The organism is Sulfuricurvum sp., from assembly GCF_049305995.1.
Classification (GTDB): Bacteria; Campylobacterota; Campylobacteria; order Campylobacterales; family Sulfurimonadaceae; genus Sulfuricurvum.
In genome coordinates, this window is sequence record NZ_JBAQPS010000126.1 from 1 (window position 1) to 14337 (window position 14337).

Here is a 14337-nt window from a genome sequence, read left to right on the forward strand (position 1 = left end):
ACCTTATCGGGTGGCAAAGAATCTATATCAATCAACAAACACCTTAATACTATAAGTTTTGTTTTAAGTTTATATAGATACACTTTTCTTTACAACTTAATATATTAAGGTGTTTTATATCGTTTCAATAGGTGTATGTAATGGCTGATACTTGGTATGAAGAAGTTATAAGAGGTTTATGTATAGCTTTATTGGCTGGAGGAACCGTGCGCCTCTTAGCTGATAAAGATTTTACATTTTGGGCATTTACTCCTATGCTATTAGGAATATTCGGCTTAATAATACTTGCAAAGGTAAGAAAGAAAGTATGAAAAAAATAGTATTAGGATTAGTCATTTTTGGATTTTCTGCTTTCGCAGAAGATATTTGTTCAAATAAGATTGTTTTGGCACTTATACAAAAAAATGCCAAAAGCTTAGAAGGTGAAATTATTTCTTTTGGAACTCCAATTTCTGTTGCGAAAATAAGTGAGACAAATGAGATTTGTAAATATCAAAAAATGGTAGTTAGAACTAAAACAATAGGGACTTATGTTGTTGATTGGACTTTTAATAATACTCTTGATTATAAGAGAGATTGGGTTCAAGCAGAACTCATACAAAATCCAAACGAACCATTGTTCGGTAGATAAAACATAGCTCCAGTCAAATAGCGTATAAATAATGAACAAAAACCTGATATATACAGTTCTACTGTTACTTTCTACCCACCTTTTTGCCAGTGGGTCACATATGAATTTTTCACTCACTGAAAACAAAATCGGAACTAGCGATTATCATGTGGGTGGTGAAATCGGAATCGATATGATGAAAACCCTCGATAATGGGATTGAAATAGGGGGAGCTATAGATGCAGGTATGTTTATGGTCAAAAACTATCAATCTCTCAATGATGATGCAGGGGAACTCGTCGATTTCCTTTTCCGTGTCGGGTATAACTTTAACAATGCCCTACAAATCCCTATGTCTCTTCGTGGTGGCATCGGCTACGGTTTAGGGCAAATTGGAAGCGATACCATGCAAGGCGTTGTTTATGATGTAGCGGGTGAATACGATTTCAGTCAAAAATATGGCGTAGGTATCAAATACAAAACGGCTAACATGACTTTGACACTGCCCAATGACCCTAAAATCGACTATTCACAAATAGGGTGCTACCTGAGCGTTAAATTTTAATGTCTCATGGGAAATGGAAAAACCCTGCAATATCAGCTCCTTTAAAGAGCTTTTAAGTGATTTTATGGAATCATTCCCTTGTTGCATTAGTTAGCGACAAAAAAAATCGGAGTCTTTGAATGAAAAAAGATTTCCAAAAGCTCTACACAGAGAGCTATGAGTTCATTGAAAATTTTTTACATGTTTATAGATTGAAGTATTCAGTAGAAGACTTTGTGACTACTTTTGCAGATTTGTATATCAATAACTTGGAGAAAGATAATTCCGAGATATTGGATAAAAAAGGTTCCTTGACCCAGTTTCGTCTTATCGGCTCTCAGCCTGATGGCGAGGGAAAAGGGAAAAAGAAAGTTCAGCTTCTACGATTTGGAAAGAAAAATGTTGGGACGGCAGGGACGTTGATTGAGTGTAACCTATTGATTGAAAGATTTAAACAGTTGCGAGAGTATCGCAAAATAGAATCTTTCCAAGATAAAATAGATGAGCTTACAGAGACTTTTGCCTCCAAGCAACAATAGATAAACATTAAACCGAGAGTTTGCCTTAGTGCGAACTCTTTTTTTTAAGTCAAATATCGGCTCCCAATGAGAGCCGTAAATAACAAGTGGGTGCGATAAAAAGCACCTTTTTTTAGAGAACAAAAAAGCTCCTAAAAAGAGCCGAAGAAAGGATAATAATTATGAGTACGAATCCAATAGCAAACAGTTTTGAATATTTAGAATTAAAGAATTTGATTTTACAGCAACAGACTCTTTTAAAAATGCTTATACCCCTAAAGGCGAGCGTGTCACATCTCGCTAGTATGACTGGAAAATCTCGTCAGGCTATCAGACAATATCTTATAGCGAATTTTGAGCCTGAGGTCGATTTTTGGATTGAGAACGGGAAAATATACACCACAAAAGAGACAGCGGCTCAAATCATTAGCAGAGGTGCAAAATGAAGACAAGAGGAGACGGCAGTTTTTTTGTTAGAGGTGAAACGTTGTGGGTTCAAGGTTCGATTGAGGGTAAGTTTTACAGAAAATCAACAGGGAAAAAAGCCACAAAAATGAATAAAGCATGGTCGCTCAAACAACGACCGCTTGAAGTCCTGAGTAAAATTATCAATAAAGACGTAAAGCAAAAAAGTGAATACACCATCACGGAATTAGGGTATTTAGCTATTGAAGATACAGCAGGGAAACGAAGTAAAGAAGTGCAAGATGATTACACGTCTATATTTGAAAGACTTATAATCCCATTTTTTGATAAGTATGCTCTTGAAGATATTGGAATCAAAGAAATAGAGTGTTGGGAAAAGCTTCATGCGAAGTTATCAGCCGATAGACGACGACGGGTAAGAAGAATTTTAAATGATATTCTAAAAAAAGCTATGAGATATAAGCTGATTAGTGAAAATCCCTTGAATGATGCCGACCCGATAACAGAGATTTTTTGTGAAGACAGCGAGACTACCACCAAAGCATACACAACGAATGAAATCCGCCTAATCATCGACAGTGCGGAAGATTGGTTAAAAGTATATTTTGCCTTGCTCTTCACCACAGGGCTTAGAGTTGGAGAGGTTTTAGGACTTGAATGGGGGCATATCGATTTTGAAAACAAAGTGATTAATCTTCAACAATCACTTACACAAGGGAAAATTAAAAAGTCATCACGACAAAAAAACCATAAAAGAGAAGTGCATCTAATGCCTGAGGCATTAAATCTCCTCCTAGCGTATGCCGAAAAAAGAAAAAGTGAGCAGTGGGTTTTTGTTTCAAAAAAGAATACTCCGCATTTTGATAATGCTAATATTGTTAATCGTCATGTGAAGCCACTTTTTAAAAAGATAGGCGTTGAGTATAAAACAGTAAAGGCAACCCGTAAAAGTTATGTTTCGATGATGTACGACAGCAATATTCCTGAGTCATACATTCAAGCGAATATCGGTCATGTGATAGGTTCAGCAGTAACAAAAAAATTCTATTACAAATCTATTCACAATAACAGCGAAATAGCCGCTCTTGCGAGCCAAGAGCTTGACAAAAAGCTTCGAGGAAATGTATAATGAATTACACAATAATGACACAACTTTTAAACTAGTTTTATAATAAGCCCTATTTTAAGGGCTTTCGGGCATTTTTTTAGTCATCTCGACAAGGTAGTGGTCACAGGTTCGAGTCCTGTTGGGACCACCATTCAAAAACTCCATATTTTAGAACTTTCACAAAATTAGCCCCTTCTATATAAACCTATTTTTCATTCAGCGTAACCCAAAATGTCACTCAATCCAAAAATATGCCATTTCCCCATCACTGTTTCTTAGCACCCTACGATGAAGTTTTTCTCTTTGGAAAAGATTCAGTTGTTAAGTAATCCTTAACAACTACTACAGAATAAGTTATCAAGTGAATACAAAGTAAGCTACAATACTGTATTACAAAATTCACATTAGGAGAATTATAATGACGGCAACAGTACGACTCGATAAAACGTTAGAAGAAAAACTCGATTTTATTTCTCAATCACTCCATAAAAAAAAGAGCGATATCATTCGCGATGCTATTTCATTCTATGCGGATAGTATTCAAAATAGTCAAAAGAGCCGTATCCTCAAAGCTGTAGCCAAAACCAAAGACGCTGATAAAGCTGAAAATGATCAATTTGAAGGAACCCTCTATGATGGTATGTAAAGGGGAAATTTGGCTCGTAAATCTTAATCCACAAAAGAAATCAAATGAAATAGGTAAAACCCGTCCCGCTGTTGTCATACAAAATGATTTGCTTAATCAAAGTGACTATGCAACCGTGATTGTTTTGCCGATGACAACGGTTTTAATTGATGATGCAGAACCGTTACGATTTCGGGTGAAAAAAAGAGCTAGCCTTGAAGTGGATTCAGATATTTTGGTGGCTCATGCGAGAGCAGTAGATAAGGAACGATTACTTCAAAAATTAGGAGAACTTTCATCTATGGAAATGGAGCAGATTCGGATTATGTTCAATGAAGTCATATTCTAAAATAAAAATAATTATAAGATATTTTAGTGCTACTGTGCTTTTTTTAGAATGGTAGTAGAAAGATTTTTTAGAGCTGAAAAATAAAGCTATTTTATAAAAAATACTTATCAAAGTTAGGGATTTTGGTGTCACCCAAAACGTCCCCTAATATCTACTAATTGTGGGTGACAAAAGCCCGAAAACACCGTGTTTTAGGGCTTTATTTTAGTTTCGACAAGGTAGTTCACAGGTTCGAGTCCTGTTGGGACCACCATTCAAACCCCCGTATTTCAGGCACCCATTCAACCCTCAAGTGCAACAACGTTATTTTTATAGCGCCAATTCAAGTAGTAAGTGCAACACACAGTTAAGCTACAGAATAAGATATCGATAAAGATGCCAATTCAAAAATAGGCAGTTAACACGTATATTACGTGTTAACGTTTGAGCCCGATAAGGGTTTCGAGGAGAGTATCAGAAGTGGTAATTGTTTTACCGTTTGCCTGATATCCGCGTTGGATGATGATGAGATTGGTAAGTGATTTAGACAAATCGACGTTGGATGCTTCAAGTGCCGAAGATTGCATAAATCCGCGTCCCGCTGTCGCGGCTGTCCCGATGATAGGGTCTCCTGAGTTTGCTGATTGGAGATAAACGTTTCCGCCATCACTGACTAACCCTTCGTTATTCGCAAATTTAGCCATCCCGATTTGTGCTAAACCAAAGGAACGTCCGTTTGAGAATGACCCGACGAGCGTACCGCTTTGGTCGATTCGGATACCAACTAAATCTCCACCAGGGAAACCATCTTGGCTAATACCACTGGTAGCAGATGGGTTATCGAAACTGGTGATACCGTCAAAAGCACCAATGGTTCCGAAGTCGAGATTAACCGCCTGATTCGGTGCCGCACCATTGTTAGGAGAAAAATCAATACTTGGAAGATTGTATCCGGCAAGTTGACCATTACTTCCAAATTGGATGATTCCCCCTTCGAGAATATTCTCATACGGAGCTACTCCGCCGATTGAACCTGGCTGAGGAACGGTAATGGTATAACCCCATTCACTAACTCCATTTGTGGTATTGACAGATTGTTTACGAAAATCCATCTTAACGGTATGCTTAGAGCCAAGAGAGTCGTAGATATCGATACTTGCAGAGTGGGTAGCTGCATTAACCGCTTGAGATTGTTTGACAGATGAACCGACGGGAAGTGCTCCTGCTAATGTTGCGAAATTATCCGTAAAACGGGTATTATTTACTGTGTTAGTATCAGAAATACCTGAAATAGCAATAGTTAAGGCACTTCCGGATGCATTACTGACAATAAATTTCCCTTGATCGTTTACCGTAACCGTTGCACCGGCTGAGGTGACCTGAGCCATCGTCTGTAAGCCATCACGAAGATCTTCTGTTGTTTGAAAATAGTAGGTATCTGGAGTTGTAGCGGTATCGGTAGTTCCGGCTAATAATGCATCATTAGTGTAACGAAAATTTTGGGTTGTGGTTCCACCATCAAATGAGACAACAAGCCCTTGTCCAACCAACGGAGAAGCAGTAGTCGCAGCAGCAAGCTGAAATGCATTTCCGCTTGCATTGAACATTACTCCCATATCATCAGCAGAAGCTGTTCTGCCATCAGCGGTTGTTATAGCACCGGTTGAATCAATTTGATAGGATGGGCTGTACTGTGTTATGGTTCCGCTTGAACTGAGATTCGCTTTAACGACAACTTGTGTACTAGCATTAGCCGGTGTTGTAAGGCCAGGCGGGATTTGGATGTTAGCGATTGGTGCAGTTGAATCGACGAGGCCTGTAGCTTCATCACGCACCCATCCTTGGACAATAAAGCCGTTATTATCGACAAAGTTACCCGATGCATCAAATTTAAAGTCACCTGAACGAGAGTATTTATAGGTATTTCCCCCATCCGATGAGACGATGAAAAATCCATCTCCTTGGATCGCGACGTCGGTATTTTTATCGGTATTTTGGATTGATCCTTGAGAGTGAATACGGGTAATCGACGTAACCGATGCTCCCAAACCGATTTGAACCGCATTTTTACCCCCGAGTTCTCCTTGAGGAGCGGTTGCGATTTGGTTTGTCTGCGCCAGCAAATCTGAGAAATTTGCACGTGAGTATTTATACCCGATAGTATTAACGTTAGCAATATTATTAGACTCGACGTCCATGGCGATTTGATGCGATTGCAATCCGGTAACACCCGAAAAAAGTGATCGTAACATAATATGTCCTTTATGACAAAGTAAAACTATTAAGCAAAAAATATTCCAAAACTACCGATGCATAGAGAGAGCTTTTTGAATCATCTCATCAACGGTAGTAATGGTTTTGGAATTAGCCTGGTAGGCGCGTTGCATGATAATCATATCGGTTAAACCCACATCAACACGAACATTCGAAGCTTCAAGGTTGCCGCTTCGTACGATTGCTCCACTGATGGTATTACCGTTTGCATCGGTCCAAAATAGAGGTTTTCCACTATCAGCACTTTCTTGAAAATAGGTTCCCCCCTCTCGGTTGAGCCCTTGGTCATTTTGGAAGTGGTAGACAGCGACACGACCGATAGCACTTTGGCGACCGTTGGAAAAATCGGCAACGATAACTCCATTGGGATTAATACCGTATTTGGTTAGTGTCCCTCCCGAAACTCCATCAGAAGAGGACGAACCGCTAATACCTACGCCATCAATTGAGATAACACCGCTGTAATTTGTACCCAAATTAATAGCGACTGCTGTACCGTCATTATCCATTGAAGTAATATCAAAACTGGAAAGTGCTCCCGATTTACCAAAAATGGCTTGACCGTTTTTGGTATCATAAACAGTACTTCCATCATTAGATGTAATGGTCGCAACGACATCCCACGCAACTCCTTCGGTAGGTTGAGTAGCACTCATTGTAAACGTCAATTTTAGTTGATTTGTCTCATTTGAAGCGCTAATAACATTGGCACTAATCATACGGGATTCATTATTTATTCCTAAATTCCCAAAAAAACTTGCTTCGGTTGTTGGAACAACCGGATACGCCAAACGTGTTGGGAATTCCAATATCCCTTGATCATTGACTCCAGTTAGCTCAGCATCATTCGTTGGTTGGTTGATAACAAAAGCACCTGTGCTACCGTTTGATACACTATCACCGTAATCAAAGGCACCGTTATAGGCAAAATTCGTAAGCATCGTTCCTTGAACATACATACCGTCTGCGGTCACAAGACGAGCCGAGGATGAATTTACATCTCCTTCAACATTTTGGTACGTATCAAAAGAGAAACTGCCATCACGCGTATAGAAATATTCTTCATTAGTGGTCATTACTCCAAACCATCCACTCCCTTCCAATGCAAGATCATTGAAACGCTCTGAAGGCATTAATGTTCCTTGTTGCATCTGAAAGCTGGTAGCTTGGAGTTTAACGCCATACCCAATGTCATCACTGGTAGGTGTTGAAGTAGTACTGCTATTGAGTGCTCTAGTGAAAAGATCTGAAAATTCGGTACTACTGCTTTTATAAGCAGTAGTACCTGAATTTGCCAGATTATCAGAAATAACATCCAATCCGTATTGATTTGTTTGAATACCTGTGATTCCGGCATAGTATCCTTGTGTCATCGTTAGTTACCCGTCACTTCTTTGATGGTACTGAAATCAACATAGCTTGACCCGAGTTTGGCGTAAGTTTTACCACTGTCAAATTTGATTGACTCAATCGGATAACGTCCTATACGGGTGGTAGCAGTTGTATTATCTGATTTTGTATAGGTGGATTCGACATAATAAATCCCTGCATCTACGGTACTACCTGCCGTATTCGTTCCATCCCAAGTGTATTTTGCAACACCTGCATCAGTTGCACCAACATCCATAGTTTTTAAGATTTTTCCATTTTTATCTAAAATATTAATTTTACCGGTCGTCACATTATCGGGGTAGTACAGTTCGAAATCGACTTTTTTCCCTTTTTCTAATATAACAGCATTGCTTCCTGTGTCGGCAACTTTTCCGATGGCTGAAATGCCGGAGTATTGCATTGATGTTGTAAGAGAAGCCGCTAAAGTTTCAAGTGCTTTATTAGTATTCTCCGTTGATTCGAGTGTTGCCAATTGGGACGTTTGGGTCAAGATTTTTTCGCTGTCCATTGGAGCGGTTGGGTCTTGATATTTTAGTTCCAAAAGGAGTAATTTTAAAAAATCATCTTTTCCTAACACACTATTGGGATTAACGGTGCTAGTAGCAGCAGTCGTTGTTGTCGAAGAGGCACCTAATGTATTTCCGTATGCGTCGATAGCCATAATAATCTCCTTGGATTACGCGTAATGCGGGATGATAATTTCAAGAGCACTCAATTGCTCTTCATTGAGTTCGAGTTCTTCGAACGACATATAAGAATGAAAAGTATTTTGACGCTGTTCGTGCTGATGTTGAGGATTATTGTGTTGTTGATTCTCTCCGCCGGACATAAAGTTCATTGTAGTGTTGGTGATGCCTTGATGGGCGAGCTGCGCTTTGAGCTCTGTCGCATTGTGGGCTAAAAAAGCAACCGTAGTTGTATTGTTGGATTGAATGTTTACATGGACATTATTGCCGCGCTGAATCAGTGTTACTTCGACTTCACCCAGTTTTTCTGGATTGAGTTTCATTGTGAGTCGGGTAAATGGAGGCTTATACTCTTGAACTGCCTCTTTGAGGTCGCTGGCAAAATAACGCATGCTCTGAGCAGCTTCTTTTGATTTTACCTCAATTGAATCGGCAGATTTAGGAGATTTGATCGATTTTGAGAGGTCATTTTCTATTTTAGAGTGGGTGGAGTCCGTTTTGACGTTACTTGTATCGGTTTCTCCTTGGAGCAATGTTATCAAAGAGTTAGATCCACTTGAGATAGCGGTAGTACCTTTTGATTCAGAGGATTTCACAGCTTCATTCTGAGATATAGATGCACTATCTGTACGGGTTTCCAATGATTGAAGGAGTGTTTTTAGCGGCTGAGATGCCGATTTTTGTTCAGATAATTGGTTGCTTGAATCTGAAGAAGTCTTGTTAGAATTTTTTTGATCTTTTCCTTTGACTTCACTGAGTAGTTGAGTGATCGCCTCAAACGGAGTTGCTTCGATTGATGATGGGATAAATGATGGTAATATGGCTAACATTTTCGTTTCAAATAATGGTTTTGAGAGAATGTCGAGCGGTAGGGTATTTTTTTCATCAGCCGAGATGTTGAGAGTCGATAAGCTGATTGACTCAGGTTCAAGCCCTAATTTTTGGGCTAGTTGAACTAAACCAATTAAACTTTTAGGTAATTTAGTTGCATTGCTTTGATATTCAGGTGCTTTTTGAGTGATCTCATTTTTGAGGTACTCTTTGGCTTTATGGATGAGGGTACGAACCTGATCATTCGAAAGATGTTCGAAGAGCTCCATAGAGATAAGATTTGACTCTTTGTCATCACTACCGGTAAGCAATACTTGAATCTCTTTGAGTTGAGTTGTATTTTTAGGGTCAATGATCGCTTTAAAATTGGTTGAATGTACGATATTGGCCTCATTTTTTTCACTCAATGTGGATAAAAGCTTTGAAAAAAGGTTATTTGATTTTATATTTGACGTTTGAATATTTCCACCGAGCAAATTGGCAAGTGAGCTTTGAGCTTTCGTTTCGTTACTTTGGATGATCATGTTCGATCCTTGTTGGGTGTTACTATACACCCATGACTTAATAAACAATTGTAAAGCAAAAAATATTCCACTTAATGGTAAGTTACCAAATCGTAATAATACAATTTTGCCTTAACACTTCCTTAACCTTATATGAGATATAATCCGCGAAAATTATTGCCTACCTACAAGGATATTCAGTGCAAAAAATTCGTAACATTGCCGTCATCGCCCACGTTGACCATGGTAAAACGACCTTAGTTGACGGATTGCTTAAACAATCCGGAACGTTCGGAAGCCACGAACAAGTAAATGAAAGAGCAATGGACTCTAACGCCCTCGAAAAAGAGCGCGGGATCACCATTCTTTCTAAAAATACTGCGATCCGCTACGGCGATCACAAGATCAACATCATCGATACTCCGGGCCATGCCGACTTCGGCGGTGAGGTTGAGCGTGTTTTGAAAATGGTTGACGGTGCATTATTGCTCGTAGATGCGTATGAGGGTGTTATGCCTCAAACCAAATTCGTTGTTAAGAAAATGCTTGGACTTGGGATCAAACCGATCGTTGTTATCAACAAAATCGATAAACCTTCTGCGGATCCTGAGCGCGTAGTAGATGAAGTATTTGACCTTTTCGTTGCGATGGATGCGACTGAAGATCAACTTGACTTCCCGATCATTTACGCTGCGGCGCGTGATGGTATCGCGAAAATGGATATGGCTGAACCGGATGGTGATTTCACTTGTATGTTCAACACTATTCTTGAAAAAGTACCTGAGCCTACCGGTGATCCTGAAAACCCGACTCAGTTGCAAGTTTTTACCCTCGACTACGATAACTACGTTGGTAAAATCGGTATTGCCCGTATTTTCAACGGTAAAATCGCTAAAGGGGATAACATCTTGTTGGCAAAAGCCGATGGCGAGATGGTAAAAGGTAAAATTTCTAAATTGATCGGATTTATGGGCTTGAACCGTATGGAGATCCAAGAAGCGGAAGCGGGTGATATCGTTGCGGTTGCCGGTATCGAAACCGTAGACGTCGGAGATACTATTTGTGATCCACAAAATCCTATGCCGCTTGACCCGATGCACATCGAAGAGCCTACGTTGACCGTTGTTTTCTCGGTTAATGACTCTCCGCTTGCTGGTCAAGAGGGTAAACACGTTACCGCAAACAAAATCCGTGAGCGTCTTGATGCAGAGATGAACACCAATGTAGCAATGCGTTACGAAACGGTTGGAGAAGGTAAATTTATCGTATCCGGTCGTGGTGAGCTTCAAATCACGATTCTCGCAGAAAATATGCGTCGTGAAGGGTTTGAGTTCGGTATCGGACGTCCTGAAGTTATCGTAAAAGAGATCGAAGGGGTCAAATGTGAACCGTTCGAGCACCTTGTTGTTGATCTTCCGGCAGACAATGCAGGTACGATCATCGAGCGTCTCGGTCGTCGTAAAGCGGAAATGAAAGCAATGGTACCGATGGGTGAGGGGTTCACTCGCGTAGAGTTTGAAATCCCTGCACGTGGTCTGATCGGTTTCCGTGGTCAATTCTTGACTGATACCAAAGGTGAGGGGGTAATGAATCACTCATTCCTTGAATTCCGTCCTTACACAGGAAACGTTGAGAGTCGCCAATACGGAGCGTTGATCTCTATGGAAGACGGTGTTGCGTTAGCGTACTCATTGTTCAACCTTCAAGATCGCGGTGTCCTTTTCACAGCGCCTCAAACAAAAGTGTACAAAGGGATGATTATTGGTGAGCACAGTCGTTCAAACGATCTTGACGTTAACCCGATCAAAGGTAAAGCACAATCAAACGTACGTTCATCAGGTGCCGATGAAGCGATTAAACTCGTTCCACCACGTGATATGAACCTTGAGCGTGCATTAGAGTGGATTGAAGACGATGAACTTCTCGAAGTTACTCCTCTTACTATTCGTATTCGTAAACGTTGGTTGGATCCTAGTGATCGTAAACGTTACGGCGCTAAGAAGTAATCTTTCCTCTATCGTTCCCGCGAAAGCGGGAATCTAACGTTGCCCTCTTTACTTAAAAATCATTTATGCTATTTCTGTATTTTACTCATTTTGGTTACCCATGTGATAATTTTTTATTTTAGTTTTATTGTAGTACACTAAGCACTATGAACCTAAAAACTCTTTTCCAAAATCGGCTTGTTTTCACTGTTATATTGATATCTGTTTTAACCTTAGTAGGTTTGGGCTATTTCGTTCCCTTAAAAATAGAAAAAAATATCGAAAAGAGTGTTACTCAGAATTCAATATTATTGGTCGATCATATTCGTACGTTTCGCTCTTATTATACGGAAAATATTTTAGGGAAAGTGAAGAATCATACGGATTTACAAATCAATTTTGATCATAAACAGCAGAGTAAAACGATTCCTTTGCCGGCTACGATGGTGCATGATATCGGTGAACTGTTTACGAAAGGATCCAATCTTGAAGTAAAAATGTACAGCCAATATCCTTTCCCTCATCGACAGGATCGTCATCTCGATACTTTTGAAAATGAATCATTAGCCTATCTTTTAAAAAATCCTGATCAGATCTATGTCAAAAAAGATTTTTACAATCAAAAAAATGTAATACGGGTAGCTATTCCAGATTTCTTATATTCTCAAAGTTGTGTCGAATGTCATAATACTCGACCGGATTCTCCTAAAAAAGATTGGAAACTAGGAGATATTAGAGGTGTTATTGAAATTATCACACCGATTGACGATCAGCTTACTAGTAACAATGAATTAACTCAATATGTCATATTCTTTGTCTTTTTTAATGCTATCGTATTGATTGGGGTGCTTATTTATATCCGACAAAAAGAACTTGCAGACGTTAACCGCCAATTAGAAGAGAAAGTAGCTGACCGTACCGCAGCGCTTGAATGTACTAACCGTCGTTTAGGAGATTATAAGAGGGGAATCGATGCTGGAGCAATTATCTCCGTTACAGATATCAAAGGGGTTATTAAAGAGGTTAATAATGCATTTATCACTATTTCGGGTTATACACTCGAAGAACTGATGGGGCAATCCCATAACATTATTCGCCATCCTGATATGCCATCTTCTATTTTTAAAGAGATTTGGCAAACCATTCAAAGCGGAAAAATTTGGCAGGGCGATATTAAAAACAAAAACAAAAACGGTCAATCTTATTATGTACATACGACCATAATTCCTATTTTTAATAGTGAACACACGATAGAGGAGTATTTGGCTATCCGATATGATATCACCGAATTAGTTGAAGCCCGAGATCAAGCTGTAATTGCCGAAAAAAGTAAAGATGATTTTCTCTCCAGTATGAGTCATGAACTTCGCACTCCGCTTAATGCCATTATCGGTTTTTCACAAATTTTGCGCGCTAAAGAAGACCTTCCTCCAATAAGTGTATCTATGATTGAAAAAATTCATATTTCTGGAAAAAATCTTTTACGATTGGTCAATACAATTTTAGATTTTTCAAAATTGAAATCGGGGAAAATCGATTTTTCCCCTAGATATATTGTTTTAACGGAACTATTTGGGGAAGTTTATATTATAACAGAACCTATGGCGGCTCAGAAGTCGATTCAAATCGTACAAAATAGTAAAAGCGAAGAGGTGATTTGGGGTGATTATGATATGCTTAAGCAGTCTTTATTGAATTTTGTTTCGAATGCCATTAAGTTTTCTTTGCCTCATACAATCATTGCGATGGAATATGAAGCAGATAATGAAAAAAATATTTACCGATTATCGGTATGCGATCAGGGAATTGGGATTAGCGAGGAAGGGATTAGCAAACTTTTTACACCTTTTAGTCAACTTCAAAAAGATCATGCTAAATTTGGAACAGGACTAGGGCTTTCAATTGTGAAAAAAATGGTTGAAGAATACCATAAAGGGAAAATTGAAGTGCATAGTCAAGAGGGGATAGGGAGTTGCTTTGTTATTGTACTTCCTATGCTTGAAATTAATCCTAATAAGGATTTAAATAAGCAAAAGGTAGACTCTGATGATGATCTTTAACTTAGATGATTGTAGGGCTAAATAGATGAAAAATACAAAGATTTTAGCGGTAGACGATCAAGAGTTTAATCTTGATTTGATCGAATTGGCATTTATGGAAATGCCTGATATTACTATTAAGCGTGCGGAAAATGGGCAAGAAGCGCTAAACGCTTTGATCGTTGATTCGGATTATCATGTTATTCTTTTAGATTTAGCTATGCCGATTATGGATGGTTTTGAAACACTTTCTAGGCTCAAAGCTGATGCGGTATGGTCTCAAATACCGATTATTGTCGTTACTGCAAATGCTGAAGAGAAGCATCGGGCATTACGCTTTGGTGCGAGTGATTTTTTGAGTAAACCGATCGACGTCGAAGAGCTTAAGCTCCGAACGATGAACTACGCAAAAATTAAAGAGTATCAAGACAATTTAGCCGATATAAATCGTCACTTAGAAGACAAGGT

Annotated in this window: 15 protein-coding genes and 1 tRNA gene; 12 read left to right on the forward strand and 4 right to left on the reverse strand. The window is 39.1% G+C overall.

What is annotated here, in order from left to right; translation table 11 throughout:
- Window positions 1-140: 140 nt before the first annotated feature.
- The 9 genes from WA010_RS04150 (at window position 141) to WA010_RS04190 (ending at window position 4433) form a co-directional block, all read left to right on the forward strand.
- On the forward strand, window positions 141-311 hold the full coding sequence (locus WA010_RS04150; protein ID WP_422555894.1) for a hypothetical protein: 171 nt from the start codon (window positions 141-143) through the stop codon (window positions 309-311).
- Window positions 308-631, forward strand: coding sequence for a hypothetical protein (locus tag WA010_RS04155; RefSeq protein WP_422555895.1), 324 nt, complete (start codon window positions 308-310; stop codon window positions 629-631). Before WA010_RS04150 ends, WA010_RS04155 begins: the two co-directional genes overlap by 4 nt.
- A 100-nt stretch (window positions 632-731) precedes the next feature.
- Window positions 732-1175, forward strand: coding sequence for a hypothetical protein (locus WA010_RS04160; protein WP_422555896.1), 444 nt, complete (start codon window positions 732-734; stop codon window positions 1173-1175).
- A 119-nt stretch (window positions 1176-1294) separates the two neighbouring features.
- A complete protein-coding gene (locus tag WA010_RS04165) occupies window positions 1295-1693 on the forward strand; it encodes a hypothetical protein (RefSeq protein WP_422555897.1) in 399 nt (132 codons plus the stop codon).
- 161 nt (window positions 1694-1854) lie between these two features.
- Window positions 1855-2118: a hypothetical protein gene (locus tag WA010_RS04170; protein ID WP_422555898.1), complete on the forward strand. Its 264-nt coding sequence runs from the start codon at window positions 1855-1857 to the stop codon at window positions 2116-2118.
- A complete protein-coding gene (locus tag WA010_RS04175) occupies window positions 2115-3227 on the forward strand; it encodes a tyrosine-type recombinase/integrase (protein WP_422555899.1) in 1113 nt (370 codons plus the stop codon). The genes WA010_RS04170 and WA010_RS04175 overlap by 4 nt, the downstream gene beginning before the upstream one ends.
- Before the next feature lie 397 nt (window positions 3228-3624).
- Complete coding sequence (locus tag WA010_RS04180) at window positions 3625-3852, forward strand: CopG family ribbon-helix-helix protein (RefSeq protein ID WP_422555900.1); 228 nt, start codon at window positions 3625-3627, stop codon at window positions 3850-3852.
- Window positions 3839-4180, forward strand: a complete 342-nt coding sequence (locus tag WA010_RS04185) for a type II toxin-antitoxin system PemK/MazF family toxin (protein ID WP_422555901.1) — start codon at window positions 3839-3841, stop codon at window positions 4178-4180. The genes WA010_RS04180 and WA010_RS04185 overlap by 14 nt, the downstream gene beginning before the upstream one ends.
- Window positions 4181-4340: 160 nt before the next feature.
- Window positions 4341-4433, forward strand: a tRNA-OTHER gene (locus tag WA010_RS04190).
- 163 nt (window positions 4434-4596) lie between these two features.
- Here the strand turns inward: WA010_RS04190 and WA010_RS04195 are convergent.
- The 4 genes from WA010_RS04195 to WA010_RS04210 are packed head-to-tail and all read right to left on the reverse strand — an operon-like array spanning window position 4597 to window position 9866.
- Entirely contained in the window at window positions 4597-6411 is a 1815-nt protein-coding gene (locus tag WA010_RS04195; RefSeq protein ID WP_422555902.1) for a flagellar hook-basal body complex protein, read from the reverse strand.
- Window positions 6412-6462: 51 nt separating this feature from the next.
- Complete coding sequence (locus tag WA010_RS04200; RefSeq protein ID WP_422555903.1) at window positions 6463-7806, reverse strand: flagellar hook-basal body complex protein; 1344 nt, start codon at window positions 7804-7806, stop codon at window positions 6463-6465.
- Between the two features lie 2 nt (window positions 7807-7808).
- Window positions 7809-8486: a flagellar hook capping FlgD N-terminal domain-containing protein gene (locus WA010_RS04205; RefSeq protein WP_422555904.1), complete on the reverse strand. Its 678-nt coding sequence runs from the start codon at window positions 8484-8486 to the stop codon at window positions 7809-7811.
- 15 nt (window positions 8487-8501) lie between these two features.
- Window positions 8502-9866, reverse strand: coding sequence for a flagellar hook-length control protein FliK (locus tag WA010_RS04210; RefSeq protein WP_422555905.1), 1365 nt, complete (start codon window positions 9864-9866; stop codon window positions 8502-8504).
- Window positions 9867-10045: 179 nt separating this feature from the next.
- On the opposite strand from WA010_RS04210, the gene typA reads away from it, so the two are divergent.
- The 3 genes from typA to WA010_RS04225 form a co-directional block, all read left to right on the forward strand.
- Window positions 10046-11851 (forward strand): translational GTPase TypA, encoded by a 1806-nt coding sequence (gene typA, locus WA010_RS04215; protein WP_422555906.1) that lies wholly within the window; start codon window positions 10046-10048, stop codon window positions 11849-11851.
- Window positions 11852-11997: 146 nt separating this feature from the next.
- Window positions 11998-13890, forward strand: coding sequence for an ATP-binding protein (locus WA010_RS04220; protein ID WP_422555907.1), 1893 nt, complete (start codon window positions 11998-12000; stop codon window positions 13888-13890).
- Between the two features lie 25 nt (window positions 13891-13915).
- Window positions 13916-14337: response regulator (locus WA010_RS04225; protein WP_422555908.1), on the forward strand; the 422-nt coding region annotated here is incomplete at its 3' end.

Bases quoted from the DNA above. Each gene is read 5' to 3' on its own strand.
- WA010_RS04160 (WP_422555896.1), top strand. From the start codon at position 732: ATGAATTTTTCACTCACTGAAAACAAAATCGGAACTAGCGATTATCAT.
- WA010_RS04170 (WP_422555898.1), top strand. From the start codon at position 1,855: ATGAGTACGAATCCAATAGCAAACAGTTTTGAATATTTAGAATTAAAG.
- WA010_RS04180 (WP_422555900.1), top strand. From the start codon at position 3,625: ATGACGGCAACAGTACGACTCGATAAAACGTTAGAAGAAAAACTCGAT.
- WA010_RS04150 (WP_422555894.1), top strand. From the start codon at position 141: ATGGCTGATACTTGGTATGAAGAAGTTATAAGAGGTTTATGTATAGCT.
- WA010_RS04200 (WP_422555903.1), bottom strand. From the start codon at position 7,806: ATGACACAAGGATACTATGCCGGAATCACAGGTATTCAAACAAATCAA.
- WA010_RS04205 (WP_422555904.1), bottom strand. From the start codon at position 8,486: ATGGCTATCGACGCATACGGAAATACATTAGGTGCCTCTTCGACAACA.
- WA010_RS04210 (WP_422555905.1), bottom strand. From the start codon at position 9,866: ATGATCATCCAAAGTAACGAAACGAAAGCTCAAAGCTCACTTGCCAAT.
- WA010_RS04165 (WP_422555897.1), top strand. From the start codon at position 1,295: ATGAAAAAAGATTTCCAAAAGCTCTACACAGAGAGCTATGAGTTCATT.
- WA010_RS04195 (WP_422555902.1), bottom strand. From the start codon at position 6,411: ATGTTACGATCACTTTTTTCGGGTGTTACCGGATTGCAATCGCATCAA.
- WA010_RS04185 (WP_422555901.1), top strand. From the start codon at position 3,839: ATGATGGTATGTAAAGGGGAAATTTGGCTCGTAAATCTTAATCCACAA.
- WA010_RS04175 (WP_422555899.1), top strand. From the start codon at position 2,115: ATGAAGACAAGAGGAGACGGCAGTTTTTTTGTTAGAGGTGAAACGTTG.
- WA010_RS04155 (WP_422555895.1), top strand. From the start codon at position 308: ATGAAAAAAATAGTATTAGGATTAGTCATTTTTGGATTTTCTGCTTTC.
- WA010_RS04220 (WP_422555907.1), top strand. From the start codon at position 11,998: ATGAACCTAAAAACTCTTTTCCAAAATCGGCTTGTTTTCACTGTTATA.